The organism is Shewanella aegiceratis (assembly GCF_019457495.1).
Classification (GTDB): domain Bacteria; phylum Pseudomonadota; class Gammaproteobacteria; order Enterobacterales; family Shewanellaceae; genus Shewanella; species Shewanella loihica.
The window spans coordinates 406,590-432,716 of the sequence record NZ_CP080416.1; the positions used below are offsets into that span (position 1 = coordinate 406,590).

Below are 26,127 nucleotides of genomic sequence, written 5' to 3' on the forward strand. Positions count from 1 at the left end.
GGTTAGAGGAATATTCCTTGTGTTAATTCGAAACTTTGCCAAAGCAAGTTGTGCCATGGCGGCGCTGATGTTGGCAGGCTGTGAAGGTGGCGTACTCGATCCAAAGGGACAGGTGGGGATCGATGAGAAGCAGTTGATCGTGATTGCCACCTTGTTGATGTTGATCGTGGTGATTCCTGTGATCGTCATGACCTTGTACTTCGCCTGGAAGTATCGCGACGGTCGCGATCATGAAATCTATGCACCTAAGTGGGCGCACTCTAAGACGATCGAATTGGTGGTCTGGTGCGTGCCTATCGTCATTGTCGGCATTCTGGGTGTGATCACCTGGCATTCGACTCATAAGCTGGACCCTTATCAACCGCTGGAGCATGAGGCCGAGCCGATCACCGTCGAGGTGGTGTCACTCAACTGGAAGTGGTTGTTTATCTATCCTGAGCAGGGCATCGCCTCGGTCAACGAGCTGGCGTTTCCTGCCAATGTGCCGGTGAACTTTAAGATAAGTTCCGACACGGCCATGAACTCCTTCTTCATTCCCCAGCTGGGTAGCCAGATCTACTCCATGGCGGGCATGACCACTAAGCTGCATCTGATCGCCAACGAGCCTGGTACCTACAAGGGGATCTCGGCCAACTACAGTGGTGCGGGCTTTACCGGCATGAAGTTTAATGCCATCGCCACACCAACCCGCGGCGATTTTAACGCCTGGGTTGCCAAGGTGAAGCGCGAAGGTGCGGCGCTCGGCCCAGAGAGTTATCGCGAGCTGGCGAAAGAGAGCAGCAATAATCCCGTGAGCTACTACGCCTCGGTCAGTGACGGCCTGTTTGAGCAGATCGTTATGCAGTACATGCATCACCACCAGATGCCAGCCCATGAGGGCATGGCGATGCCGGCCGCCACTTTACACGGGCAGTCACATGAGCAGGTGCATGCATCTGAGTCATCTAACACGACGGGAGGCGAACACTAATGTCGTCTTTTCTTGGAAAATTAACACTGGATGCGGTTCCCTTCCACGAACCCATCATCATGGTGACCCTGGCTGCGGTCGCCGTGATAGGCCTTGTTATCGCGGCCCTGATCACCAAGCATAAGAAATGGGGCCCTCTGTGTCGTGACTGGCTGACCTCAGTCGACCATAAACGCCTGGGGATCATGTATATCCTGCTGGCCTTCGTCATGCTGATCCGTGGCTTCTCCGATGCCATCATGATGCGTACTCAACAGGCCATGGCCACCAATGGCGCCGCCGGCTACCTGCCGCCCGAGCACTATGACCAGATCTTCACCGCCCATGGCGTCATCATGATCATCTTCATGGCGATGCCCTTTATGATTGGCCTGATGAACCTGGTGTTACCGCTGCAGATAGGCGCGCGCGACGTTGCCTTTCCGTTTCTGAATAACCTCAGCTTCTGGTTGACCGCCTCCGGCGCCGTGCTGATCAACATCTCTCTGGGGGTGGGTGAGTTTGCCAAAACAGGTTGGGTAGCCTATCCGCCGCTGTCTGAGCTAGCCTATAGTCCCGGAGTTGGGGTCGATTACTATATCTGGGCGCTGCAGATCTCCGGCATAGGGACGACCCTGACTGGGGTCAACTTCCTGGTGACTGTGCTTAAGATGCGCGCGCCGGGCATGAAGTTGATGCAGATGCCGATCTTCACCTGGACCTGTACCTGGGCCAACATACTGATCGTCGCCTCATTCCCGATTCTGACGGCCGTGCTGGCCATGCTGACCCTGGACAGATACATGGATTTCCACTTCTTCACCAACGAAGGCGGTGGTAATGCCATGATGTATATCAACCTGTTCTGGGCCTGGGGACACCCAGAGGTGTATATCCTGATCCTGCCGGCCTTCGGTATCTTCTCCGAGGTGATCTCAACCTTTACCGCCAAGCGTCTGTTTGGTTACAAGTCAATGGTTTGGGCCAGCGGCGCCATCTCGATTCTGGGCTTCATCGTCTGGCTGCATCACTTCTTTACCATGGGCTCGAGTGCCAACGTCAACGCCTTCTTCGGGGTGATGACCATGGTGATTGCCGTGCCGACCGGGGTGAAGCTGTTTAACTGGCTGTTTACCATTTACCGTGGACGCCTGAAGCTGACGGTGCCCGTGCTCTGGACCCTGGGCTTCATGGTGACCTTTACCATAGGCGGCATGACAGGCGTGTTACTGGCGGTGCCCGGCGCCGACTATGTGCTACACAACAGCCTGTTTTTGATTGCGCATTTCCATAACACCATCATAGGCGGCGCCGTGTTTGGCTACCTGGCAGGTTTTGCCTTCTGGTTCCCTAAGGCGACCGGTTTCCACCTCAACGAACGTCTGGGTAAGGCGGCATTCTGGTGCTGGCAGGTGGGCTTCTATGTCGCCTTCATGCCGCTGTATGTGCTGGGCTTCCTCGGCATGACACGTCGTCTCAATCAGACTGATAACCCGGACTGGAACTTCTGGATCTATCTGGCGGCGGTCGGTGCCTGCATCATCTTCGTCGGCATAGTGCTGCAGTTCGTTCAGCTGTACGTGAGCATCCGCGATCGTGAGCAGAACCGTGACACCACCGGCGACCCATGGAATGGTCACACCCTGGAGTGGTCGACTGCTTCGCCACCTCAGTTCTATAACTTTGCCCGTCTGCCTCAGGTCGTCGATATCGACGCCTTCACCCATGCCAAGGAGCAGGGCCAGGCCTATCAGATGCAGGAGAGCTACCAGCCGATCCACATGCCGAAAAATACCGGCCATGGGGTCTGGATGGCCCTTGGGATCACCGCCGCCGGCTTTGCCGCTATCTGGCACATCCTCTGGCTAGCCATCGCAGGTTTCCTGGGCGCCTTCATCGTCTTCCTGATGCGTGCCTACGACACAGACACCGACTACTACGTGCAGGGCGATGAGGTTAAGCGTATCGAAACCGCGCACCTGAACAACTTATCTAAGGGGCAGATATGAGTATTGCTATCCCAGCTGACCTGAGTGTTACCCAGATCGAGACCCTACATGAGGAGCACCATGATACCGGCGAGAACACCTTGCTGGGCTTCTGGATCTACCTGATGACCGACTGCATCCTGTTTGCCTCGGTTTTCGCCACCTATGCTGTGCTCTACATGAACACAGACGGCGGCGTGTCGGGCAAGGATATCTTCGAGTTGGACTTTGTCCTGATTGAAACCGCGGCGCTGCTGCTCAGTAGTATCACCTATGGTCTGGCGTTGATCTTTGCCAAGCGTCATCACAAGGGGGCGACCCTGGCCTGGTTGGCGGTGACCTTCGCTTTAGGCTGTGTGTTCATCGGCATGGAGGTGAACGAGTTTCATCACCTGATCCTCGAGGGCAATGGCCCGCAGCGTAGTGCCTTCCTCTCCGCCTTCTTCGCCCTGGTGGGCATGCATGGTCTGCACGTGAGTGCTGGCCTGGTGTGGATGGCGATCATGATGCTTGAGGTGGTTAAGCGCGGCACGGGCGGACGCACCCTGACTCGCCTGAACTGCCTCAGCCTGTTTTGGCATTTCCTGGACATCGTCTGGATCTGCGTGTTCACCGTGGTTTATTTGATGGGGGTCTTATTATGAGCCAAGCCACTACCCATGGTCAGGACGATCTGGCCGCCAGCATCAAGTCCTACCTTACCGGCTTCCTGCTCTCTGTGGTGTTGACCGGCATTCCCTTCTGGGCGGTGATGACTCACAGTCTGGAGACCTCGACCACCCTGGCCATAGTGCTGGTGTTGGCCGTGGTGCAGATCCTGGTGCATCTTAAGTATTTCTTGCACCTGGATTTTTCCAAGGAAGGTAAGGTGAATACCCTGTCGTTTATGTTTACCGCCCTGGTGATTGTCATGGTGGTTGGCCTGTCGGTGTGGATCATCTACGCCGCCAACGACCTCATGATGTAGGAGAGGCTGCATGATCAGGCATTCGACCTCAACTCAGGTGGCCGCGCCCTTGGGGGCTTATCTTCAGGTGACCAAACCCGGGATTATCATGGGAAACCTAATCGCCGTGGTGGGCGGGTTTCTCCTGGCCGCCAGGGGGGAGGTCGATGCCGTCTTGATGCTGGCGACGCTGGTGGGGCTCTCTCTGGTGGTGGCCTCAGGCTGCGCCATCAACAACTATATCGACCGGGATATCGACGCCAAGATGCAGCGCACCTGCCTTAGGGCGACGGTGACCGGCGCTATCCCACTAAAGCAGGTACTTGGCTTAGGCATAGCCCTGGGCGTACTCGGCTTTGGCCTGCTGGCCTGGTTTACCAACCTGGCGGCCTTGCTGTTTGCCGCCTTCGGCTACCTGGTTTACGTGGGGCTCTACAGCCTCTACATGAAGCGTAACTCCGTCTATGGCACCCTGGTCGGTAGCCTCTCGGGCGCCGTGCCGCCCGTGGTGGGTTACTGCGCCGTGACCGGCAGGATAGATGGCGCTGCGTTGATCCTGCTGGCCATGTTCAGCCTGTGGCAGATGCCGCACTCCTATGCCATCGCCATCTTTCGCTTTAAGGACTATGAGGCGGCTAATATACCTGTGCTGCCCGTGGCCCAAGGTGTAGAGAAGGCCAAGCTGCATATCGTCTTCTACATTGCCCTGTTCGCCCTGGTATCGACCCTGCTACCCCTGGCGGGTTATACCGGGGTGGGCTTTATGGCGGTGAGTTGCGTGACCAGTTTCTGGTGGCTACTGATGGCGCTGAAAGGCTATCGCAGTGATGTGAACCTGCTGCGTTGGTCGCGCCAGGTGTTCGGTTTCTCGATACTCACCATAGCTATTTTAAGTCTCACCATGGCGCTGGACTTTCAGGTGGCCGGCCAGGCGCCCCTGCTGGCCATGTTGGGCTAGAAGTTGCGCTAGAAGTTGCACTATCTGTAGCGTTAGTCGCGCTTTAAGAAGAAAGCAAAAGGCGACCCATCAGGGTCGCCTTTTTTATTGCCTGGCATCTTGTATGGCTCTGTTTCACCGACGGCTATTTCAGTGAAAAATAGATCTCTGTTACCAGCTCATGTTCCGCCACTTCGGGGAAGAAGTTGTGGTACTCGAAGTAGAGGGGAAAGTCCCTCAGCTCCTCGCCGCTCTGGGGCAGCCAGTCGCGGTAGAACTGATAGATCTTATCGTCCATCTGATCATGCGGCCCCTGGTGGCGGATCACGGCGCAGCGACCGCCGGGGATCGTCTTGGTGATCACCCCAAAGTCGTTGGCCTTAACCTCGGCCGTTACCGAGCCACAGATGTCGAAGCGAAACGCCTCTGGCGCTACCGTGTTAGGGTCGTTAAAGGGCACGCCCAGGGTCAGGCTGCTGGCCACAGGGGATTCGCCGCTCTGCTTACGCCAGTTGATAAATTGTTGAATCGAGTCGTTCAGTGCGGCCGGGCTGCCTTGGTGTTCCAGCACGGCGACCTTGATATCGTCTCTTTGCGTGAGTTTGATCTGCACAGTTTCTCTCCTTGTATAGTTCACCTTGGCATATTGTTGACTCCATTGCTCCCATTGAGGCGTTAACCTGAACTGGGTTGGCGTCTGGGCAAATACCTGCTTAAAGGCTCGCGAGAAGGATTCGCCGTTCTCAAACCCGGCATCGAGGGCGATGTCGGTGATCTTGAGTTCGGGATGAAACACCAATCGGTATGAGGCCCGCTTTAGCCTGAGCAGGCTGATGTATTTACCTAAGGTTATGCCGGTATACACTTGAAACTGGCGATGAAAATGATACTTGGAGAAGTGCGCCTTCTGGCTCAGTTGTTCCAGCGTCAGGGGCTGGTCCAGATGTTTCGCGATATAGTCACAAACCGTCTGGATTCGTTGACTGTAGGCCTGGTGCGCTGCTCGGTTCATATGCATCCCTTTTCAAGTGAGCGGCCATTGTGCGACGAGAGGGCTTGCTTTGCCTGACTCATATTGCTCAATGGCAATTGGCCGAGCATTTGTGCTTAAAAGCCCCTGCGTTTCCAAAAGTTGGCCACCTGACTCTCCTCATCGTTAAGATGCACATGAAAGGTCTTCTCGGCAACCACCTTGTTACCCAGGGATAGTGTCATGCGCCACCTGCCCACCTTGTCATGTTCGGGCGCCCAGATGGTGTCACCCAGATAGAACTTCCAGTCGTTGGACTCGACAAACAGCTCACCCTCGAAGGGCGGGCGAACATTGCCCTGCTGGTCTGGAATATGGGGATGATAGATACAGTAGCTAAGCCTTTGATTCTTTGCCTTACGGATACGGGCGATGAAGCCAAATTCTATGTCTATCTCTGCCGGCACATGGACCGTGGCCTTGAGAAACTTGGGCAGATCCGGGCTCTCTTCATCCCAGCGGCTGAAGAGTCCGGCTTGCAGTATGGTGACATCGGCTTTGAGCTTAGACAAAAGGGGGGCGTGATTTAGGCGTTAGGTGTGATACTTCACGGCCATGTCGATCAGCGGCTCGCGGCTGGCCTTGGCGGCGCGTAGTCTGGCCAGATAGTTCTCCCACAGATCTACCTGATTGGTGGCCAGATCATAGAGCACCTTCCAGGAGTAGAGGCCTGTGTCGTGGCCGTCGTCGAACACCAGCTTGACCGCATAGTTGCCTACAGGGGTGATGGCCTTGATATTGACGTTCTTCTTGTGGGTGACCAGCACGGGATTGCCGTGACCATGGACCTCGGCCGAGGGGGAGTAGACCCTTAGGAGTTCGCAGCTCAAGGTATATTGCTGACCGCTGTCGAAACTTATCTCCAGCTGGCGCGACTTGCGTTTGAGTTTGAGCCCTGTGACCTTGGGCGTATCGCTTTGGGGGGTCATATGCTTCGCCTATTCGTGGGAGGGTATCCCTGGTTAAAAAAGAGGGCCCGCAGGGGAACTGACGGGCCCTTTAAGTTTACAGGATGAAGCGGCTGAGATCTTCGTCCTGTACCAAGTTCTCCAGGTGAGCGTTGACATAGTCGGCATCGATCACAGTCGTGCTACCCGATTTGTCCGAGGCCTCGAAGGAGAGATCTTCCATCAGGCGCTCCATCACTGTATGCAGGCGGCGGGCACCGATATTTTCGGTGCGCTCGTTGACCTGCCAGGCAGCTTGAGCGATGCGCTCGATACCCGACTCGCTAAACTCTACTTTAACGCCTTCGGTGGCCATCAATGCCACATACTGCTCGGTGAGCGAGGCATGGGGCTCGGTGAGGATGCGTTTAAAGTCGTTGGCAGACAGGGCTTCCAGCTCGACGCGGATCGGCAGACGGCCCTGCAGCTCGGGGATGAGATCCGATGGTTTAGACATCTGGAACGCGCCCGAGGCGATAAACAGGATATGGTCTGTCTTGACCATGCCGTGCTTGGTGTTGACCGTGCAGCCTTCCACCAGAGGCAGCAGGTCGCGCTGAACCCCTTCGCGAGAGACGTCTGGGCCCGAGGTGTCGCCACGCTTACAGATCTTGTCGATCTCATCTAGGAAGACGATGCCGTGTTGCTCGACCAGTTCGATCGCCTGCTCTTTAAGATCGTCAGGGTTCACCAGCTTGGCGGCTTCCTCTTCGATCAACAGCTTATAGGCTTCCTTGATGGTCATCTTGCGACGCTTGCTGGCGCCAGGGCCCATGTTTTGGAACATGCTCTGGAGCTGGCTGGTCATCTCTTCCATGCCGGGTGGCGACATGATCTCTATGCCCACCTGAGGCGCGGCGATATCGATCTCGATCTCTTTGTCGTCCAGCTGGCCTTCGCGTAGCTTCTTGCGGAACACCTGACGGGTGCCTGTGTCATCTTTCTTCTCAGTGTCCCAGTCTTCCTTGGGTTTAGGTAGTAGGGCATCGAGAATACGCTCTTCGGCCGCTTCTTCGGCTCTGAACTTACACTTGGCCATCTGCTCTTCGCGGGTCAGCTTGACGGCGGCGTCGGTGAGGTCACGGATGATCTGCTCGACCTCCTTACCCACGTAACCGACTTCGGTAAACTTAGTGGCTTCGACCTTGATGAAAGGCGCCTTGGCCAGCTTGGCCAGACGGCGGGCGATCTCTGTCTTACCTACACCCGTGGGGCCTATCATCAGAATGTTTTTTGGGGTGACTTCTTGGCGCAGCGCGGCATCTAGCTGCATACGACGCCAGCGGTTACGCAGGGCGATAGCGACCGAACGCTTGGCGTTTTGCTGGCCTATGATGTGGCTGTCCAGCTCGTGAACAATCTCGCGTGGAGTCATCTCAGACATAAGTATCCCTTAATGCTTGGGTGCATACGTTTGGTAACAGTGAGCGGGCTCAGTGTTAGTAATTCAGTTCTTCTATCGTCTTGAATTGGTTGGTGAATACACAGATGTCACCGGCAATGGTCAAAGACTTTTCGGCGATCTCCTTGGCGCTGAGATCGGTATTTTCCAGCAGTGCCGTGGCCGCGGCCTGGGCAAAGTTGCCGCCTGAGCCTATGGCGATCAGGTCGTTTTCTGGCTGCACCACATCGCCGTTACCTGTGATGATCAGGCTGCACTCGGTATCGGCTACCGCTAAGAGGGCCTCAAGTTTGCGCAGCACCCTGTCTGAGCGCCAATCTTTGGCCATCTCGACCGCGGCGCGCATCAGATGGCCCTGATGCATCTCTAACTTAGATTCGAAGCGTTCGAATAGGGTGAAGGCATCGGCGGTGCCGCCGGCAAAGCCCGCGAGGACCTTGTTGTGATACAGGCGTCGAACCTTTCTGGCGTTTCCTTTCATCACTGTATTTCCCAGTGATACCTGGCCGTCTCCGGCAATGACAACCTGATTGTTGCGACGTACTGAAACGATTGTGGTCACGGTATTTCCTCTTCTCAAGCCGACGAGTAGGAAACTCATCGGTGGACAATAGCTTAGATATGGGGATGGCATTTTGTTTTTCAAGGGAGATCAACCATAGGTTTACCCATGCAATTCGCGAAAAGCCGAGTTTTGTGCCTCTGCGACCTAAAAGCCGTTTATTTTTATCGTCTTACTCATTCAAGTATTACGCCGTGGCTAATACTAAAGAGGGGGCCTGTCTGGGCAAAACTAGCCGCTTGGTGGTGGGCTTTCATACCTTAGCCGGATGAAGGGGAAGGGGCTTGTCCGCATACTTTTGCCTGCCAGCACAGGCTGGCGCTTGTTTCTAAGCCGCTTGTTTCAAACATGGGGATGAAAGGAAAACGGTTCGCGGTGTAGGGGTCGACAGGCCGGAGGTTGCACGGTGACGCTTGTCGGGATCTTCGCAGGATGCGCCAACATCGAGTGATGGGCGAAGAAGATTCGGCATCTGGTAATCGCAGTTTCATGTTACTGCTGAGACTTGCACAGGATTGCACCACCTAGGTGGTGTGCACAGGGGTTGCCTCAGGCGAGCGCCCCGACAGATAAATTTAGTAAAGGATATTACTCATGACAAAGCTACTTCCACTGGCCGCCGCCATTGCGATGACAATAGGTACCGCCCACGCTGCCGACAGCACGGCGACCACTTCACAAAATGGTTCGGGTAACATTGCCTCGACGGTGCAGACTGGTACTAATCATACAGCGACCATCAACACCGCCCTGGGTTTCGACAGCTCGGCGACTATCGACCAAGCCGGTGACGCGCAAACGGCCACCATCAACCAGATCGGCGGCGTCGCGAACTCTAGCGCCATGGTGACTCAGTCTGTGTCGTCAAATAACGCTACCGTTAACCAGGAGCACATGGACAACACCCATGCGACGGTTACCCAGGCCGGTGAGAGCAACAACGCCGATGTGAACCAGCTGCATGTTAACGACTCACAGGCGATCGTTGTGCAACAGGGTAACACCAACAACGCCAACATCAGACAGTATGGTTTCGGCATCCATAACCCAGCCGGTTCAACCATATTGCAGACTGGCAACAACAACAGCGCTAATACAGATCAAGATACCTCTACCGACGCCCTGTCGACCGTAGTACAGACCGGCGCCGAGAACATTGCCAACGTTAACCAGATGAACAACGCCGAACGTTCGGTTGTTGCGATTAATCAGATCACTAATAGCTCTGTGGCAACGGCGACTCAGGATGGCTCTGCCGACTCGAGCATCACCATCAACCAGATCAACGGCTCTATCGGCACCGCCGATGTGACCCAAAGCAACGGCAGCGAAAACCTGGCGAGCGTGACTCAGGATGATAACAGCCTGAATGCCACTGCGAGCGTGTCGCAAACTGGCAGCTTCAACCAGGTGAATACACTGCAACAGCATGCCATCAACACCAGCCTGAGCGTGATGCAAAACGGTGAGTCTAACATCGCCTCAGTTAATCAAGAGCATGTGAACGACAGCGTCGCGACCGTAAATGTGACCGGTGACACCAACACCACCACAGTGCGTCAGTATGGCTTCGGTTACCATGAACCAGCGTCGGCGACCGTAACGACTGTGGGTAACTTCAACAACGTGAACATCAATCAGGATACTTCGTTCATGGCTGAGGCCAGCGTAAACCAGGTGGGTAACGGTAACATCGCCCTGGTGAGCCAGCTTAACGAGTCTGATAATTCCAAGGTGTTCATCGACCAGATCGATGCCAGCGAAAACGGTAATGTTGTTGTGGCGCAGGATCAGGCTGCCGACTCTACTGCGACTGTGATGCAGTCTGGTGTTAATGGTTCGGCGGTATTTGTGGCCCAGGGTCCAGGTAGCCAGCTGAATGCCAACGTGAACCAAACTGCTAGCGTGGGCGGTATCGTAAACATCAATCAAGATGGCCTAGATCAAGGCGCCATGGTGAGCCAGAGCGGCACAGACAACATGGCCGACATCAACCAGACTGCCTCGCTAAACCGCGTGACTGTGGCTCAGATGGGTGATTTCGGTGCCGCCGATATCGACCAGACAGGCAACAACAACGAAGGTTGGCTTAACCAGACCGGTGGCGAATACAATGACGCCGTGCTGCTACAACAGGGCGATGACAACTACGCCATGATCGAGCAATCTGGCCTGGGTCTTGATGGCGCACACAACCTGGCGACCATCAACCAGCTGGGCATGAATGATAGCGCTTCTATCATGCAGGCCGGTGGTTTCGGTAACACGGCGACCATCACCCAGAACTAAGCGATTTACGCAGACAACAAAAAGCCAGCATCAAGCTGGCTTTTTTATTGCCTCAAACATAAAAAAAACGGGCCTAGGCCCGTTTTTTGGTCGATAGGATTAACCGCCTTCCCAGAACCAGATCTGACAGCCATTGAGGCCGCCACGTTGTAGTATGTGGCGATGTTTCTCGGCAAGGCGTTTACGCTCGTAGGGGCCGAGCACCACCTTGTACCAGGTGCCGTTGCTGCCGCTGACCTTACGCACCTGCGCCTCCAGGCCTTGGAAGGCGATCACCGCCTTCATCTCATTGGCCTGAGATTCCTGTCTAAATGAGCCACATTGCATCTGGTAGGGGCGGGTCGGCGCGGTGTTTTCCGGGATATCCACCTCGACCTGCTTATTCTCCAGCTCCTCCTGGTAGGTCCACTCCTCCTTGGGCTTAGGCGGTAGCGCATTGGGGTCCTTCTTGACCACCTTAGGCTTAACCGCTTGCACCTCGGGTTGAGTCTCTACCTTGTCGGCACTGTCGTTGATGCTCCAGAGGAAGTAGCCGAAACCGCCCACTAACCCCAGGGTCACCAGAGAGAGCACGAAGGGGAAGCGTCTCGGCGCTGGTGCCGGCTGACGTCGGCCACCCGTGCTCTTCTTACGTCCTTTCGAGGCTGGTCTTCTGTTGGCGTAATCGCGATTGCTCATCCTGGCGCCCTATACTACATGCGTTCTAAGGTTTCGATACCCAGTAGATCCAGACCCTGTTTCAGCGTCTTAGCGGTCAGCTGTGCCAGCAATAGACGGCTTTTCTTCTCATCTTCTGAGTCGGCCGCCAGCACTGGGCAGGCCTCGTAGAAGCTTGAGAAGGCGCCAGCCAGTTCAAACAGGTAGCCACACAGGGCGTGAGGCTGACCCTTGGCCACCATGCGGCCTAGCACCTCGGCAAACTGGGCCAGCTTGTTGCCCAGCTCTTTCTCTTTGTCGTGCTCCAGCTTGATGCTGGCACCGGTTAGGTCGATGTCGGCCGCACGCTTGAAGATGCCCGACACACGCGTGTAGGCGTAGAGCAGGTAAGGCGCCGTGTTGCCCTCGAAGCTCAGCATCTGCTCGAAGCTGAAGATGTAGTCGCTGGCGCGGTTCTTCGACAGGTCGGCATATTTCACCGAGGCGATACCCACCACCTTGGCGATCTTGGCCAGCTCCTCTTCATCCATATCTGGATTCTTGCTGCGAACCAGTTCCAGTGCACGGGTCTCGGCCTCGCTCAGCAGGTCGACCAGCTTCACCACGCCACCAGAGCGGGTCTTGAATGGGCGACCATCTTCGCCGTTCATGGTGCCAAAGCCCATGTGTTCCAGACTCATCTCTGGACGGACGAAGTTAGCGGTGCGGGCCAGGCTGAATACCTGCTGGAAGTGCAGGGCCTGACGCAGGTCGACGAAGTACAGGGCGCGGTCGGCCTTGAGTACGTTTGAGCGATAGCGCATCGCCGCCAGATCGCTGGTGGCATACAGGAAGCCGCCGTCGGCCTTCTGGATGATCACCGGCAGTGGTTCACCCTCTTTGGTTTGGAACTCATCCTGGAAGACCACCTTGGCGCCGTTACTTTCAGACAATAGGCCCTGGGCATCCAGATCCCGTACCACCTGCTCCAGGTCATCGTTGTAGGCGCTCTCGCCGCGCACGTCGGCGCGGGTCAGGCTCACGCCCAGACGCTCATAAACCTCGTGACAGTGGCTTAGGGAGATATCGTTGAATTCACGCCATAGCTTGTTGCAGTACTCGTCGCCCGATTGCAGCTCAACCACGAGCTGGCGCGCGCGGGTAGCAAACTCTTCCGACTCGTCGAAACGTACCTTGGCGGCGCGGTAGAAGCTCTCGAGATCCGCCAGTTCAACCTGGGCTTGCTCGCCTTGCTGAGCGCGTAGCTCTTCCATGTAGGCCAGCAGCATGCCGAACTGAGTACCCCAGTCGCCGACATGGTTCTGACGGATCACCTTGTGACCCTGGAACTCCAGCGCGCGTACCACGGCGTCACCGATAATGGTTGAACGTAGGTGACCTACGTGCATCTCTTTGGCCAGGTTTGGCGACGAGTAGTCAACCACCACAGTCTGCGGTGTTGGCAGAACCACGCCCAGGTGATCGTCATTCAGGGCGGCCATCAGCTGGTTGGTCAGTGCGTTCTCATCGATAAAGAAGTTGATGAAACCTGGGCCGGCGATCTCCACCTTAGCCACCTGGCTGTCTTGTGGCAGGCTATCGATTATCAGCTGTGCGACCTCACGAGGATTCTTGCGAGCCACCTTAGTCAGCATCATGGCTAGGTTGGTGGCAAAATCACCGTGGGTTTTGTCTTTGGTTCGGTCAACCTGAATACGAGCCTCAAAATCGGCAGGAATGATCGCCTGCTGTTTTAGGGTTTGAGTGGCTTGTTCGAGCAAAGATTGAATATGTGATTTCATTGGCGTTTAATCGACAGTTGCTAAATAAAAAGATTCAGGGATAACCGCGTATTTTAGCCGCTTGTGGTGGCCAATTGCTATCCTCTGGCGGGATTTTTATGAGCTATTTTTGCATTTTTTGATCACAGGAGATCCTGCGGGTCGCGATCTAGGCTCCAGCGGCATCGCTTGGCCAGGGGCAGGGCTTCGATCTGCGGCAATGCCTGCTCGAAGGCCTGCTGCAACAGCCCGCGGGTCTTGGTCTGGAACATCAGCTGACGGCGGAACTTGCCGGCCTTTCTGTCCATGGGCGCGGGCATGGGGCCTATGATCTCACACTGCTCGTCTTGCGGCAGTAACTGGGCAACCTGGGCCAGGAAGGCGTCGGCGTCCTCTGCCTTGTGGGCCTCGGCGCGCAGCAGCAACATGTGCCAGGCCGGCGGCAACAGGGCCTGTTTACGCTCCTCTAGCTGGCCGCGGGCGAACTCGCCATACCCCTTGTGCATCAACTCTCTCAGTATGGGGTTGTCACATTGGTGGGTCTGCAGCAGCACAGTGCCCGGCTTGCGCGCTCGTCCGGCGCGGCCCGATACCTGAGTATAGAGCTGGCCGAAACGCTCGGGGGCGCGAAAGTCGGCGCTGAACAGGGCGCCATCCACATCTAACAGGCCGACCAGGGTGACGTCGGGGAAATGGTGGCCCTTGGCGAGCATCTGGGTGCCGACCAAGATCTTATATTCCCCCTTATGGATGGCGTTAAGGTGGGTTTCCAGCGCCCCTTTGCGGCTGGTGGTGTCGCGGTCGATCCGCACCACAGGGTAGTTGGGAAACTCCTTAGCCAGAGCGTCGGCCAGCTGCTCTGTGCCCACCCCTTGGCCCATCAACATGGTGCTGCCGCACTGGTGGCACTGCCGGGGGATGGCGTACTGATTGCCGCAGTGGTGGCAACGGATCTCGCCGAGGGACTGATGCACTGTGAAGAAGGCGTCGCAGCGATCGCACTCGTGCAGGTGGCCGCACTCGTGACACAGCAGCGCCGGGGCGAAGCCGCGACGGTTGAGAAACAGCAGCACCTGATTGCCCGCATCCAGATGGATACGCATCTCGTTGAGCAGGCCGTGGGAGAGGCCATTCTTCAGCGGCTGATTGCGGATGTCGATGATCCCCTGTCGCACCTTCTCGGCGGCGCCGGCGCGGCTGCCCAGGCTCAGGTGTTGGTAGCGCCCGGAGAGGGCATTCTGCAGCGTCTCCAGGGAGGGGGTGGCGCTGCCAAGGAGCACGGGAATCGATTCCAGATGGCCGCGCATCACGGCTAGGTCCCGGGCGTGATAGCCGATCCCCTCCTGCTGCTTGAAGCTGGCGTCGTGCTCCTCATCCAATATGATGATGCCGGGATAGCGCATGGGGGTGAACAGCGCCGAGCGGGTACCGATGATGATGGCGGCTTCGCCGCTTCTGGCCAGGCGCCAGGCGCTCAGGCGTTGATTGTCGGTGAGCCCAGAGTGGATCACCGCTACTTGCACCTTGAAGCGACGCTTGAAGCGGCTGATGGTCTGGGGTGTCAGGCCAATCTCGGGCACCAAGATCAGCGCCTGTTTGCCCTGCTTAAGAACCGTTTCCAGCAGCGCCAGATAGACCTCTGTCTTGCCCGAACCTGTGATCCCCTCGAGTAGGGTACAGTGGTAGCCCTGCTGCTGGTTGAGGGTGGCAACCGCAATGGCCTGCTCGGGATTGAGCTGATGGGGCGTCTCATCGAGTTCGAGCCCGTCACGCCAGCTGAGATTTGATGCGATACGCCGCTCGATACACTCTATCCAGCCCCGTTCAACAAGAGCCTTCAGCGCCGTCTTGCTCAGCTCCAGGGCATTGAGTTCATCCTGGCTGAGCTCTGTCTCTAACAGGGCAAGCAGCAGCTTGCGCTGGGCGGGTGCACGCTTTAGCAGATCGATATCCGCTTCCTGTCCGGCAGCGGTCACGCGCCAGATCTGAAGCTGCTGCGCCTCTACCTCGGCCCCCTTACGCAGGGCGACCGGCAGGGCCTGAGACAACATCTGCCCCAGGCTGCAAAAATAGTAGCGGGCGGCCCATTGGGTCAGCTTGTACAGCGAGGGGGGCAATACCCCTTCATGGTCGAGGAAGGTGATAACCGACTTGATCTGGTTCGGCGCCAGGTCGCAGCTCTGGCTTAGGCCTGTCACCAACCCGATCAGTTGCTGCCTGCCAAAGGGGACTCTGACCCTGACGCCTACCTGAGCCTTGTCGAGATCGGCCTCTTTGACGCGATAGCTAAACGCCTGGCGCATGGGGACGGGGAGGGCGACTTCGACAAACAGGGACATAGATTCGGCTGGGACTCGGCTGGCAGCAATATATAGTAGAGCAAGTGTAACCAGACAGCCTGACGAGGGCTACCAGAATCTGTCACAAGTCGGTGGAAAGCTTAGGCTATTCAGATCTAAGACTTGTGACAAAATTGTTGAAACATCAAAGAGCTTGTTGCTTAATAGCTAAGTGAGACTCGGGGTTGTCGACCGGCCTGATGGCGGATGCGTGTGACCCTGAGGTGAGCGTCTGAGAGTCGAATCGATCCACCCAATCAGGGATAAGAAGGTTGCGATGAAGAGAGTGCAATATCTGGTCATGCTGTGCCTAGTGCTGCTAGGGCAAGCCGGGCTAATGAGTCTGCCCGCCTGGGCTAAGCTTACCCACGTCAGTATCAATCAAAGGCTGTCAGATCTGGGGCAGCGCCCGACGCTCAGGGTCAATATCGTTGCCCAATCGGTCAACCTGGATAAGGTGCAGTTTATCGTCGAGCAGCGCTCCGGCAGCGAGCGATTGATGGTCAAGCCGATGAACTCCTATATGTTGCTGCTCAGTGGCGTCGAAGAGGTGGAAGATGGCGAGGCGCAGCTGGTGGTCAAGGAGTATCTGGTCAACAACTGGCAGGAGGTGAAGCGCATGCCCCTGTTTGATGCCGCCACGGCTTATCAGCAGAGCAAGCCGGTTAAACCAAAGCCTGTCAAATCAAATACGCCGGTTAAAACAGCCAAGACCAACAAGCAGCCGTCGCAACCCCTTGCCGCTGCCCAGCAGTCACTAGCAAGTTTGCCGCCTGTCGATGTAGGCGATCGGGTGCAGCAGGGATGTCAGCTGGATTATGCCCCGCCTCAAACCCTGTGGCGCCTCGGCAGCACCTACGCCAAGCAGTGGCAGCTGAGCACCTATGGCGCCATGCTGGCCATCTTCGAGGCGAACCCCAATGCCTTTAATGGCGGCAAGATCAATGGCCTGCGGGCAGATGTGACCCTTAAGTGTCCGTCGGCGGCCCTCAAGCTGAGATACCAAAGCGCCGATGCGGCACGAGCAGCCTTCGAGGCGTTGGCGGCAGAATAAGCATGGCGGCCGATCGCCGCTGGAAGGAAAATCAGATAATGCAGGAGAATAGTTGCAGGCTATGCTTGTAACTATTGATGGTATCCTGTACTATCTCGCGCCTAAATATTCTATTAACTGCATGTGGTGTCCGACTTCGGGTTGGAAGTGCGACATGGCCTTAAACTTGAGGTAATCCCAATGAAACCAGGCATTCATCCTGAATATGCTGAAATCACTGCAACTTGTACTTGTGGTAACGTTATCAAAGTAAACTCAACTGCAGGTAAGCCACTGCACTTGGACGTATGTGGTGCATGTCACCCATTCTACACTGGTACTCAGAAAGTTATGGATACCGGTGGACGTATCGACAAGTTCAACAAGCGTTTCGGTATGCTTGGCAAGAAGTAATACTTCTGCAAAGAACCCTGAAAAAGGCGCCTATATGGCGCCTTTTTTGTTGGCCTGTTTTTGTTGCCCTGTGCCTATGGACTCAGCCTGCCACTTATCCCGTCACTGAGTTTGCAAGTGGGCCTGCAAGTGGGCTTTCTTGAACAGAGTTGGCGCTCGGTCTAACATACTTGTAAGGTGATGATATTACTGATGACTGAGCGTTTAATTTAGGGAAGCGATTCATTATGGACAAGATTCTGGCCCTCTCTCTTTCTCTCTGCTCCTTCCTGGCGACCGCCGCTGGCAGCCTGTGCGCGCCGACCCATTATGATGAGACTGTTACCTTCGCCTCGGTGATCGATGGCGATACCTTGATGCTGGAAGATGGTCGTCAGCTCAGGCTTATCGGCATCGATTCGCCCGAGATAGACAGGCACTACCCAGAGCTGTCTGAGCCCTTCGCCAATCGCGCGCGCAATTTCCTCGCCGAGCGCCTGCTGCCTGGGCAGAAACTCAAACTGGCCTTCGATCGTAAACGTCTGGATCCCCAAGGGAAAACCTTAGCCTATGCCTATACCCAGGAGGGAGAACACCTGCAGGAGATGATGCTGAGTCAGGGCTATGCCAAGGCGAGGGTCTATCAGAACGATTATTTCTGGCAGTGTTTGGCCAATATCGAGCGTCAGGCCCGCCAGGATCGACGTGGATTATGGAGCCATAAAAGCTATCAGGCCAAGTCGCCGGATGAGCTAAATCGTGACGATCGCAATCGCTGGCGAGAGGTCAGAGGAGTGGTGACGGGTTTTGAAAGAAAAGGTCAGCAATTGTGGCTGATTATCGATGAAATCTTTTATGTGGGTATACCTAGAGAAGAATCTGGTAAATTTAGCAATATTTTAACCCTAAACCTGCTTGAAAGTCCGGTAATTGTGCGTGGTGAGTTGTATTATTCCTACAAAAAATGGCAGATGATTGCCCATCATCCTTCGCAGATAAGTTTGCAAAATAAGCCTTAGACCGTTTGGCTTCATAATAAACTGAAATTTTCTAATATCTTGTTTAAAAATCGCCTAATTTCGAGTATCTTAGCGCTCTAATGACCTGCGTCGATTTTCGCCACATCTGGGGGAGCGAGGCGGGGCAAATAAGACCTTACTCTGAATACACTTGTCGCATTTTTTGCAGGATTACTAAAATGGCCGATTTCCGTCAGCAAGCCCTTGACTACCATGAGTTCCCCGTACCAGGCAAAACCGCCGTTAGCCTGACCAAGCCCGCAGAGACCAGCATGGATCTGGCGCTGGCCTATAGTCCGGGTGTGGCCGAGCCGGTGCGTGAAATTGCTGCCAATCCTGACGACGCATACCGTTACACCGCCAAGGGCAACACGGTTGCCGTGATCTCTAACGGTACCGCCATCTTAGGTCTGGGTAACCTGGGCCCACTGGCCTCTAAGCCTGTGATGGAAGGTAAGGCGCTGCTGTTCAAACATTTCGCCAATATCGATGCCACAGACATCGAGGTGAAGCACCGCACCGCCGAAGAGTTTATTAACACGGTCGAGGCGATTGCCGATACCTTCGGTGGCATCAACCTGGAAGATATCAAGGCGCCCGAGTGTTTCGAGATCGAGAAGGCGCTTATCGAGCGTTGTAACGTTCCTGTATTCCACGACGATCAGCACGGTACGGCTATCGTGACCGCGGCTGGCATGATCAACGCCCTGGAGATCCAGGGTAAGAAGCTGGAAGAGGCGGTCTTTGTCTGTATGGGCGCAGGTGCGGCGGCTATCGCCTGTATGACCATGCTAGTGAAGTGTGGCGTGCAGCGTGAGAATGTCTACATGCTGGATCGTAAGGGCGTTATCCACACCCGTCGTGAAGATATCAACGAATACAAGGCGCTGTTTGCCAACAACACAGACAAGCGCACCCTGCAGGATGTGATCAAGGGCGCCGACGCCTTCCTGGGTCTGTCTGGCCCAGACGTGCTGAGTGCTGAAGACGTTGCTCTGATGGCCGAGAAGCCGGTGATCTTCGCCTGTTCAAACCCAGATCCAGAGATCAAGCCTGAGCTGGCTCACGATGTACGCAAAGATCTGATCATGGGAACCGGCCGCAGCGATTACCCTAACCAGGTGAACAACGTGCTCTGCTTCCCCTTCATCTTCCGTGGTGCCCTGGATGTACGCGCCGCAAAGATCAACGACGAGATGAAGATTGCCGCGGTACACGCCATCGCTGCCCTGGCGAAAGAGCCTGTGCCAGCCGAGGTATTGGCTGCCTATCCAGACGTGACCGAGCTGAAGTTTGGCCCAGATTACGTGATCCCTAAGCCGATGGATCCACGCCTGCTGTCAAACGTGGCCAAGGCCGTTGCCCAAGCGGCTATCGACTCGGGTGTTGCGGCCTTGCCAACACTGCCTGAGCACTACATGGCCTAATCGGCGATGGTGATGATAAGAAAAGGGCCTCAGGGCCCTTTTTTATTGTGCCATTACCGCTTTATTTGTATGGTAAGTGGTGTTGCTCAGCCTAGGTGATAAAGCCTTTCGGGATCCTAGATGATAAAGCGGTCTCAGACGTAAAAAATAATAATAATCCTGCAGGAAGCGGAAATGAAATTGACACAACTCCTCACCAAGAAGTTAACCGGCTTTTGGCTGCTTTCCCTCGCTGCGGTCGCCTTCATCTTTCTGCTTACCGCTCTGGTCAGTTTCATTCAGCTCACCTATAAGTTTCAACAGCAACAGATGACAGAGCTGGAGGAGATGCTGCTGCAGCATCAGGTGAGGCACGAGCTTCAGCACCTGGATATCTGGCTGCCGCAGATCCTGGCCGCCTACGATGCACAAAAATTTACCCTGATCCGGGGTGACGAGACGCTGTACCGTTTCGACCGGGGTAACCATGATCAGAGTGTGGTCAACTACGACAGGGTACTCAACGAAACCTTAGACCTGCATTTTCATATCAGCCTGCCTCAGCCCTTCCTGCTGCATAACATCAGCTGGCACGGCGGTCTGGTGTTCTTGGTGGGATGCATCGCGGTAGGCCTGCTGGTCCGCCGTGGCTACCTCTGGCTGGCGCTACAGCTGCAGGGCATAGAAGATCTGGCTAAGCGCAGTCATCTGATCCTCTCGGGAGACTATGACAAGGCGCTGGCCGAGACGGGCCATGGCCGTCCAAGGCTTATCAACCGCGCCTTGACCCAGATGTTGCTTGAGCTCGATGATGCCCAGAAGCAGCGCGCCAGGTTCGATCAGTTTATTCGCTCCAACACCTTCCTCGACCCCGAGTCGGGCATAGGTAATCGCCTATTCCTCAAGAACCGCCTGGACGCCCTGAGCAACAAGGATGGCATGATGGCCCCCGGGGTACTGCTACTGCTGGAGATGGAAGATCTGGATCTCTTACAGCAGGAAGCAGACGAGTTCAGCATTCAGGAGCTGCTTACCCAGACCATAGGCGGCATCAGTCACCTGCTGGACAGCCAGGCCAACAGCATCTTCTCCCGTCGCTCCTACAATCAGTTTGCCATAGTCGTGCCGCAGATCTCCCTGGCCGATGCCGAGAAGCTGGCCGCCAGGCTGCTCAAGGTCTGCCTGAGTCAGCCCCTGGAAGGGGTGAACAATCGCGACGACTTCTTTCATATCGGCGTCGCCTACTTCAAGGTGGGCGAGAGCAAGGAGCAGCTGATCGAAGAGGCCGAGATGGCGCTGCGGGCGGCCCAGTTTCAAGGCAACAGCGGCTGGTTTATGTATGACAAGGGCGCGGTGGATGAGGAGTTTGCTCGAGGCTCGGTGCGTTGGCGCAGCTTTCTCGAGTATGCCCTGGTCAATAAGCGCGTGGTACCTTTCACCCAGGCGATACTCGACAGCGATGGCAAGGAGCACCACAGCGAGGTCTCCTGTCGTCTTCGCGACAGTAGCGACAATCTGGTGCGCGCCACCCTGTTCTTGCCCATGGCGATCAAGTGCGGCCTGATCCCCCAGATCGAGCGTCAGGTGATCGAGGCCGTGTTGTTCGATTTGTTACCTAAGTCACCCAAGGACCAGCGGAAATACAGTATTAATCTCTCTCTGGATACACTGACCAGCCGCGCCTTTATCCGTTGGCTACAGACGACCCTGCTGGAGTATCGTCACCTGACGCCGCGGCTGATCTTCGAGATCAACGAAGATATCCTGGTGAATAACCTGGCGAAACTGAAGGCGCCGCTGGATATGATCGCCAAGATGGGGGCCAGCCTGTGTGTCGACCGGGTAGGGCAGCAGGTGGTGAGTACCCAGTATCTTCAATCCTGTCGTGTGGATCTGATTAAGCTGCACAGATCTATCGTGCGGCAGATACATTTACGCCAAGAGAATCAATTGTTTGTCAGAAGCCTTATCGGTGGACTCTATCGCACCGAGGTGCAGGTCTTTGCCGAAGGGGTCGAGTCGCTGGAGGAGTGGCAGACGTTGAAGATTTTAGGGGTGAGTGCTGGGCAGGGCAGTTTCTTTAGCGATCCCCTAGAGGCCGCGTGATTTTGTTATCTCTCTGTTGGGCCTGATAAGGGCTTGTTAGGGCAGGGTTACTGTTCTATGTTTATCTGAGTGTATCTGATTGATGTTAGATTTTTTCTATAAAATTAGGCGATTAGTCGCTACAATAACGCTATTATTTTGACGCTTTCCTCGAGGCAATATCCATCCGGCATTTGAGGTAGAGCGATTTGGGACACTCATGGCGCGTGAGTATCAAATTGGTGGATATGCCTTAAATGGAAAATAGTCTTTTGAGTAAATTTGCCTTCTGGCAAACCAAGCACGATAGAGTCGATTTAGGCGTATACCTCAACGCCGCCGCAGTGACCTTCTTTAAGCGCGACAGCGACACCTCATTTTCACTGCCCCTGTCGGGCGATGACTGGTCTGGCGTATTCGAGTCGCTGACCGACAAGATCCCCGCTCCTCATCTGCAACTCGTGCTCAGCGAGGACTTCTACCAGCTGCTGGTCGTCGACAAGCCCATGGTGCAGCCAGAAGAGATGCATCAGGCGCTCGTCTGGTCGATCAAGGATATGGTGTCAGAGCCCGTCGAGTCCCTGCATCTGGATTATTTTGAGTCGCCAGAGTCCACCAACAACAAGGTGACTGTGGTCGCGGTTAATAAGGCCATGCTGCAGGCGCTGGTTAAGGCAGCGGATAAGCACCAGGTGACCATTGCCGGGATCAGCATCGAAGAGATGGCCATCAGCAACTATGGTGCCGAAGATAAGCTGGCGCACATGGTGCTTTGTCATAAGCCGGGGAGCGAGCTGCTACTGACCGTGGTGAAACAGGGGCAGCTCTATATGCAGCGCCGTATCCGTGGATTCAGTCAGTTAGATAGAGTCTCCAGCGAAGATCTGCAGCTTAACGTCGCCGATAACCTCAGCCTGGAGCTGCAGCGCTCTATGGACTATTTCGAGAGCCAGCTGCGCCAGGCGCCGGTAGCCTCTATTGCCCTGTTGATGGGCGGCGAGCGTCAGATGCTGGCTCAGCTGTTGAGTCGGAACTTCGATCAGGCCGTCGAGGTGATCGCCTGTGATCAGGTGCAGGATAAGTTAGCCCAATGGGCATTGGCCGAGCTTGAACGTCAAACGGAGGAGCCTGCCTAGATGAATTCAAAACTGCGGGTCAATCTCTTTACTGCCAGCCTGTTACCGCCCAGGTTGCGCCTCTCCTTTACGCGCCTGCTACAACTTGGCTTCGGCCTCTTTGTCTTGCTGCTGGTCGCCAACCTACTGGCCTATCTGCATCTGGGAAGCCTGGAGGCCGACAAGCATCAGCTACTCAGCGACAAGGCCGCCTTCGACCAACAGAAGGCGCAGCTCGAGCAGGCCATCGCCAAGCGCAGCGCCTCTCAGGCATTGGTGCAGCAGGTGGATCTCCTATCGCAGCAGGTGGAACTCAAGCGTCTGCTGCTCGGCGAACTTTCCCATGTGGAGACCCTCACCAGCAAGGGCTACTCGCCCCTGCTGACTGGCCTTGCGCGGGTGACCGACGATCAACTCTGGCTGAGTCGCATCCAAGTGCAGGAAGATCAGTTTGTCTTCGAGGGCTTTAGCGCAGCGCCGAATGCTGTCCCCCTCTGGCTGGCACGCCTGCAAGGGGTCGAGCCGCTCAAGGGCCAGGCTTTTAGCACGCTCACCATGAACCGGGGCGACAAGCAGCCGCTGGGATTTGTGCTGCGCAGCAAGCGTGATGAGGAGCAGGCGAAATGAAACAGCAGATAGCCCGTTGGGGCGAAGCCTTCGATCAGCTGAGTCAGCGCGAGCGGGTGATGATCGCCGTGGCGGTCGTGGTGGTGATCGGCATGTTGCTCTATCTGCCGCTCGAGTCTCTGCTGACCCAGAGCAGCCGCGTGCAGAGTAATATCAAGGCCTTAACGGCCGAGAACCGAATCTCAGAGCAACAGATTGACCTGTACCAGCAGACATTGGCGACCGACCCCGATCAGGAATATCGTCAGCGTCTGGCGGGGCTACAACAGCAAGCCAAAGATCTCGACCAGCAGCTGTCGTTTCAGATGGTCGACATGGTGCCCGCCGATAAGATGCCGACCATGCTAGGCGAGTTGCTGGGCCGGGTGAAAGGGATACGCCTGCAAAGTTTCGAGTCTCTGGCGCCTAAGCCACTGCTGGCATTAGGGGATGAGAACAAGCTCAATCTCTATAGCCACGGCATCAAGCTGGCGTTCGAGGGAGATTACTTTGCCACCCTCAAGTTTATCGAGGCGGTTGAGGCGATGCCCAATAAGCTCTATTGGCGCCAATTGGATTATGTGGTGGGCGATTATCCTAAGGCCGAGGTGACGTTAGAGGTCTACACACTCAGTATTAACAAGGACTTTATCAGTGTTGCGAATCAAGATTAGTGTTTGCCTGCTGGCGCTGCTTAGCCTTGGGCTGACTCAGGCCTCGGCGCAGACCCTGAGGGATCCGACCCGTCCAGGTGCTGGAGCCCCAGGCTCGGCGCAGCATCAAGGCGGAAGTAAGTTGGTGCTCAACAGCCTGATGATCACCGACCAATCGGCGACGGCCATTATCAATAACAAGACATTCACCACGGGTGACAGGGTACAAGGTGTGAGGATCACTCGCATCACGGCACAGGGAGTCTGGCTCGCCGATGGCCGCCAGCTCAAGCTCTACCCAGAAGTAACTGCGACAAAGGGACAATAAATGACTGCGATGAAAACCATAACACCTCTGCTCGTGCTGATGTTAGCCGCCTGTCAGACAACGGATCGTCCCCAGCCTGTCGAGTCGAAATCGGCGATCGATACATCGATTGCCGCGGCGCAGAACAAGCCACAAACGCCACCACCGGCGGCCGTGATGCCAGATTCGGTGCAGCGTGAGCTGCAGTCATCGAGCCTGCTAGGTTCCTTGACCCCAAGCCAGCCGAGCGAGCGACGTTTCGATGTGTCGGCCAAGGATGTCGATGCCAAGGTCTTCTTCCCTAGCCTGGTACAGGGCACGCCGCTGAGCGTCGCCGTGCACCCTAATGTGACAGGTACAGTCTCTCTGTCCCTCAAGGGGGTGACCCTGAGCGAGGCGCTGCAGGTGGTCGAAGATATCTATGGTTACGAGGTGAGCCGAGAAGGACGTATCCTGCGTGTCTTCCCTGCTGGCATGCGCACCGAGACCTTCCCGCTCAACTATCTCTACATGGAGCGTCAGGGCCTGTCGCTGACCTCGGTGAACTCAGGGCGGATCTCGGACAACAATAACAACCGAAATAACAACGGCAACAACAGCAATAATTACAACAACAATAACTCGAACAACAATGGTGGCGACGGCAATAGCAACAATAGCAACGAGACCACCAACGGCACCTTTATCCGCTCCAAGACCAAGACAGACTTCTGGGGTGAGCTGAAAGAGACACTGGAATCTATCATAGGCACCACGGGTGACGGCCGTCAGGTGGTGGTCAGCCCGCAGGCGGGCCTAGTGACCATCAGGGCTTATCCCAACGAGCTGCGTCAGGTGAAGACCTTCCTCAAGACCGCCGAGAGCCATCTGCAGCGTCAGGTGATCCTCGAGGCCAAGGTGCTCGAGGTGACCCTGTCTGACGGTTATCAGCAGGGGATCCATTGGGAAAGCGTGCTGGGCCAAAGCGGCAACAACAGCGTCGAATTTGGTACCTCGCAGGCGCCCGATGGTCTGGGGGATGTTATCACCTCGGCCATTGGTGGCATCACCTCCTTGCAGATCAAGGGCAAAGACTTCAGCACCATGATTAACCTGCTCGATACCCAGGGTGATGTGGATGTGCTATCGAGCCCAAGGGTGACGGCCTCGAACAACCAGAAGGCGGTGATCAAGGTGGGCCGTGACGAGTATTTCGTGACAGATGTGTCTTCGACCACGGTAGCGGGCACCACGCCTGTCACCACGCCGGAAGTGGAGCTGACGCCGTTTTTCTCTGGCATCGCACTGGACGTGACCCCGCAGATCGACGAAGAAGGCAATGTGCTGCTGCACATTCACCCATCGGTTATCGACATCAAGGAGCAGAACAAGTCGATCAAGGTATCAGACAGCACACTCGAGCTGCCACTGGCCCAGAGCGAGATCCGCGAGTCGGACACTGTCATCAAGGCCAATACCGGCGATGTGGTGGTGATCGGCGGCCTGATGAAGAGCGAAAATATCGAGCTGGTCTCTAAGGTGCCGCTGCTGGGGGATATTCCGTTTCTTGGCGAAGCCTTTACCAACCGTTCGAACTCGCTACGCAAGACTGAGCTGGTGATCCTGCTCAAGCCGACCGTGGTGGGCGCCGAGACCTGGCAGACCGAGCTGCAACGCTCCAAGGCCTTGTTGGATCGCTGGTACCCAGAAGAGAAACAGGAGTAG

The 26,127-nt window shown here is 55.9% G+C and carries 24 protein-coding genes; 16 read left to right on the forward strand and 8 right to left on the reverse strand.

What is annotated here, in order from left to right; genetic code table 11:
• Positions 1 to 19 precede the first annotated feature (19 nt).
• From cyoA to cyoE, 5 genes are read left to right on the forward strand one after another with little or no spacing between them, the layout of a single operon-like run.
• Positions 20 to 970 carry a ubiquinol oxidase subunit II gene (gene cyoA, locus K0H80_RS01855; protein ID WP_220072884.1) on the forward strand — a complete coding sequence of 317 codons (951 nt, stop codon included), beginning with the start codon at positions 20 to 22 and terminating at the stop codon, positions 968 to 970.
• A complete protein-coding gene (gene cyoB, locus K0H80_RS01860; RefSeq protein ID WP_220072885.1) occupies positions 970 to 2,958 on the forward strand; it encodes a cytochrome o ubiquinol oxidase subunit I in 1,989 nt (662 codons plus the stop codon). Before cyoA ends, cyoB begins: the two co-directional genes overlap by 1 nt.
• Complete coding sequence (cyoC, locus tag K0H80_RS01865) at positions 2,955 to 3,581, forward strand: cytochrome o ubiquinol oxidase subunit III (protein ID WP_220072886.1); 627 nt, start codon at positions 2,955 to 2,957, stop codon at positions 3,579 to 3,581. The genes cyoB and cyoC overlap by 4 nt, the downstream gene beginning before the upstream one ends.
• Positions 3,578 to 3,904, forward strand: a complete 327-nt coding sequence (gene cyoD, locus K0H80_RS01870) for a cytochrome o ubiquinol oxidase subunit IV (protein ID WP_011864175.1) — start codon at positions 3,578 to 3,580, stop codon at positions 3,902 to 3,904. Before cyoC ends, cyoD begins: the two co-directional genes overlap by 4 nt.
• 10 nt (positions 3,905 to 3,914) lie before the next feature.
• Positions 3,915 to 4,841, forward strand: coding sequence for a heme o synthase (gene cyoE, locus K0H80_RS01875; protein ID WP_220072887.1), 927 nt, complete (start codon positions 3,915 to 3,917; stop codon positions 4,839 to 4,841).
• 124 nt (positions 4,842 to 4,965) lie between these two features.
• On the opposite strand, the gene K0H80_RS01880 is transcribed toward cyoE, so the two are convergent.
• From K0H80_RS01880 to hslV, 5 genes are all read right to left on the reverse strand, one after another.
• Positions 4,966 to 5,832, reverse strand: coding sequence for an AraC family transcriptional regulator (locus K0H80_RS01880; protein WP_220072888.1), 867 nt, complete (start codon positions 5,830 to 5,832; stop codon positions 4,966 to 4,968).
• A gap of 95 nt (positions 5,833 to 5,927) precedes the next feature.
• Positions 5,928 to 6,362 carry a DUF3859 domain-containing protein gene (locus K0H80_RS01885; protein ID WP_220059698.1) on the reverse strand — a complete coding sequence of 145 codons (435 nt, stop codon included), beginning with the start codon at positions 6,360 to 6,362 and terminating at the stop codon, positions 5,928 to 5,930.
• 21 nt (positions 6,363 to 6,383) lie between these two features.
• Positions 6,384 to 6,779, reverse strand: a complete 396-nt coding sequence (locus K0H80_RS01890; protein ID WP_220072889.1) for a gamma-butyrobetaine hydroxylase family protein — start codon at positions 6,777 to 6,779, stop codon at positions 6,384 to 6,386.
• 76 nt (positions 6,780 to 6,855) lie between these two features.
• Positions 6,856 to 8,181: an ATP-dependent protease ATPase subunit HslU gene (hslU, locus tag K0H80_RS01895; protein WP_011864180.1), complete on the reverse strand. Its 1,326-nt coding sequence runs from the start codon at positions 8,179 to 8,181 to the stop codon at positions 6,856 to 6,858.
• Positions 8,182 to 8,236: 55 nt separating this feature from the next.
• Positions 8,237 to 8,761 carry an ATP-dependent protease subunit HslV gene (hslV, locus tag K0H80_RS01900; protein ID WP_011864181.1) on the reverse strand — a complete coding sequence of 175 codons (525 nt, stop codon included), beginning with the start codon at positions 8,759 to 8,761 and terminating at the stop codon, positions 8,237 to 8,239.
• A 594-nt stretch (positions 8,762 to 9,355) separates the two neighbouring features.
• On the opposite strand from hslV, the gene K0H80_RS01905 reads away from it, so the two are divergent.
• Positions 9,356 to 11,050, forward strand: a complete 1,695-nt coding sequence (locus tag K0H80_RS01905) for a beta strand repeat-containing protein (RefSeq protein ID WP_220072890.1) — start codon at positions 9,356 to 9,358, stop codon at positions 11,048 to 11,050.
• Between the two features lie 99 nt (positions 11,051 to 11,149).
• On the opposite strand, the gene K0H80_RS01910 is transcribed toward K0H80_RS01905, so the two are convergent.
• From K0H80_RS01910 to priA, 3 genes are all read right to left on the reverse strand, one after another.
• Positions 11,150 to 11,728, reverse strand: a complete 579-nt coding sequence (locus K0H80_RS01910) for an SPOR domain-containing protein (protein WP_220072891.1) — start codon at positions 11,726 to 11,728, stop codon at positions 11,150 to 11,152.
• Between the two features lie 14 nt (positions 11,729 to 11,742).
• Positions 11,743 to 13,488: an arginine--tRNA ligase gene (argS, locus tag K0H80_RS01915; RefSeq protein WP_220072892.1), complete on the reverse strand. Its 1,746-nt coding sequence runs from the start codon at positions 13,486 to 13,488 to the stop codon at positions 11,743 to 11,745.
• A 122-nt stretch (positions 13,489 to 13,610) separates the two neighbouring features.
• Positions 13,611 to 15,806 carry a primosomal protein N' gene (priA, locus tag K0H80_RS01920; protein ID WP_220072893.1) on the reverse strand — a complete coding sequence of 732 codons (2,196 nt, stop codon included), beginning with the start codon at positions 15,804 to 15,806 and terminating at the stop codon, positions 13,611 to 13,613.
• A 277-nt stretch (positions 15,807 to 16,083) separates the two neighbouring features.
• On the opposite strand from priA, the gene K0H80_RS01925 reads away from it, so the two are divergent.
• The 10 genes from K0H80_RS01925 (at position 16,084) to mshL (ending at position 26,127) form a co-directional block, all read left to right on the forward strand.
• Positions 16,084 to 16,860 carry a FimV/HubP family polar landmark protein gene (locus K0H80_RS01925; protein ID WP_220072894.1) on the forward strand — a complete coding sequence of 259 codons (777 nt, stop codon included), beginning with the start codon at positions 16,084 to 16,086 and terminating at the stop codon, positions 16,858 to 16,860.
• 180 nt (positions 16,861 to 17,040) lie between these two features.
• Positions 17,041 to 17,253, forward strand: coding sequence for a 50S ribosomal protein L31 (gene rpmE, locus K0H80_RS01930; RefSeq protein WP_011864187.1), 213 nt, complete (start codon positions 17,041 to 17,043; stop codon positions 17,251 to 17,253).
• 227 nt (positions 17,254 to 17,480) lie between these two features.
• On the forward strand, positions 17,481 to 18,251 hold the full coding sequence (locus K0H80_RS01935) for a thermonuclease family protein (RefSeq protein WP_220072895.1): 771 nt from the start codon (positions 17,481 to 17,483) through the stop codon (positions 18,249 to 18,251).
• 179 nt (positions 18,252 to 18,430) lie between these two features.
• Positions 18,431 to 19,678 carry a malic enzyme-like NAD(P)-binding protein gene (locus tag K0H80_RS01940; protein WP_144200046.1) on the forward strand — a complete coding sequence of 416 codons (1,248 nt, stop codon included), beginning with the start codon at positions 18,431 to 18,433 and terminating at the stop codon, positions 19,676 to 19,678.
• A 174-nt stretch (positions 19,679 to 19,852) separates the two neighbouring features.
• The gene (csrD, locus tag K0H80_RS01945; RefSeq protein WP_011864190.1) at positions 19,853 to 21,763 is read left to right on the forward strand and encodes an RNase E specificity factor CsrD; all 1,911 of its coding nucleotides are present in this window, start codon (positions 19,853 to 19,855) and stop codon (positions 21,761 to 21,763) included.
• Positions 21,764 to 21,999: 236 nt separating this feature from the next.
• Positions 22,000 to 22,878: an MSHA biogenesis protein MshI gene (locus K0H80_RS01950; RefSeq protein WP_220072896.1), complete on the forward strand. Its 879-nt coding sequence runs from the start codon at positions 22,000 to 22,002 to the stop codon at positions 22,876 to 22,878.
• Positions 22,879 to 23,484 carry a PilN domain-containing protein gene (locus tag K0H80_RS01955; RefSeq protein ID WP_220072897.1) on the forward strand — a complete coding sequence of 202 codons (606 nt, stop codon included), beginning with the start codon at positions 22,879 to 22,881 and terminating at the stop codon, positions 23,482 to 23,484.
• A complete protein-coding gene (locus tag K0H80_RS01960; RefSeq protein ID WP_220044028.1) occupies positions 23,481 to 24,137 on the forward strand; it encodes an MSHA biogenesis protein MshJ in 657 nt (218 codons plus the stop codon). The genes K0H80_RS01955 and K0H80_RS01960 overlap by 4 nt, the downstream gene beginning before the upstream one ends.
• On the forward strand, positions 24,118 to 24,444 hold the full coding sequence (locus tag K0H80_RS01965; RefSeq protein ID WP_434086633.1) for an MSHA biogenesis protein MshK: 327 nt from the start codon (positions 24,118 to 24,120) through the stop codon (positions 24,442 to 24,444). Before K0H80_RS01960 ends, K0H80_RS01965 begins: the two co-directional genes overlap by 20 nt.
• Positions 24,445 to 26,127: a pilus (MSHA type) biogenesis protein MshL gene (mshL, locus tag K0H80_RS01970; protein WP_220072899.1), complete on the forward strand. Its 1,683-nt coding sequence runs from the start codon at positions 24,445 to 24,447 to the stop codon at positions 26,125 to 26,127.

Coding starts and splice junctions, on each gene's coding strand:
- cyoB (WP_220072885.1), top strand. CDS start 970: ATGTCGTCTTTTCTTGGAAAATTAACACTGGATGCGGTTCCCTTCCAC.
- cyoC (WP_220072886.1), top strand. CDS start 2,955: ATGAGTATTGCTATCCCAGCTGACCTGAGTGTTACCCAGATCGAGACC.
- cyoD (WP_011864175.1), top strand. CDS start 3,578: ATGAGCCAAGCCACTACCCATGGTCAGGACGATCTGGCCGCCAGCATC.
- cyoE (WP_220072887.1), top strand. CDS start 3,915: ATGATCAGGCATTCGACCTCAACTCAGGTGGCCGCGCCCTTGGGGGCT.
- K0H80_RS01880 (WP_220072888.1), bottom strand. CDS start 5,832: ATGAACCGAGCAGCGCACCAGGCCTACAGTCAACGAATCCAGACGGTT.
- K0H80_RS01890 (WP_220072889.1), bottom strand. CDS start 6,779: ATGACCCCCCAAAGCGATACGCCCAAGGTCACAGGGCTCAAACTCAAA.
- hslU (WP_011864180.1), bottom strand. CDS start 8,181: ATGTCTGAGATGACTCCACGCGAGATTGTTCACGAGCTGGACAGCCAC.
- K0H80_RS01905 (WP_220072890.1), top strand. CDS start 9,356: ATGACAAAGCTACTTCCACTGGCCGCCGCCATTGCGATGACAATAGGT.
- K0H80_RS01910 (WP_220072891.1), bottom strand. CDS start 11,728: ATGAGCAATCGCGATTACGCCAACAGAAGACCAGCCTCGAAAGGACGT.
- argS (WP_220072892.1), bottom strand. CDS start 13,488: ATGAAATCACATATTCAATCTTTGCTCGAACAAGCCACTCAAACCCTA.
- priA (WP_220072893.1), bottom strand. CDS start 15,806: ATGTCCCTGTTTGTCGAAGTCGCCCTCCCCGTCCCCATGCGCCAGGCG.
- K0H80_RS01925 (WP_220072894.1), top strand. CDS start 16,084: ATGAAGAGAGTGCAATATCTGGTCATGCTGTGCCTAGTGCTGCTAGGG.
- rpmE (WP_011864187.1), top strand. CDS start 17,041: ATGAAACCAGGCATTCATCCTGAATATGCTGAAATCACTGCAACTTGT.
- K0H80_RS01935 (WP_220072895.1), top strand. CDS start 17,481: ATGGACAAGATTCTGGCCCTCTCTCTTTCTCTCTGCTCCTTCCTGGCG.
- K0H80_RS01940 (WP_144200046.1), top strand. CDS start 18,431: ATGGCCGATTTCCGTCAGCAAGCCCTTGACTACCATGAGTTCCCCGTA.
- csrD (WP_011864190.1), top strand. CDS start 19,853: ATGAAATTGACACAACTCCTCACCAAGAAGTTAACCGGCTTTTGGCTG.
- K0H80_RS01950 (WP_220072896.1), top strand. CDS start 22,000: ATGGAAAATAGTCTTTTGAGTAAATTTGCCTTCTGGCAAACCAAGCAC.
- K0H80_RS01955 (WP_220072897.1), top strand. CDS start 22,879: ATGAATTCAAAACTGCGGGTCAATCTCTTTACTGCCAGCCTGTTACCG.
- K0H80_RS01960 (WP_220044028.1), top strand. CDS start 23,481: ATGAAACAGCAGATAGCCCGTTGGGGCGAAGCCTTCGATCAGCTGAGT.
- mshL (WP_220072899.1), top strand. CDS start 24,445: ATGACTGCGATGAAAACCATAACACCTCTGCTCGTGCTGATGTTAGCC.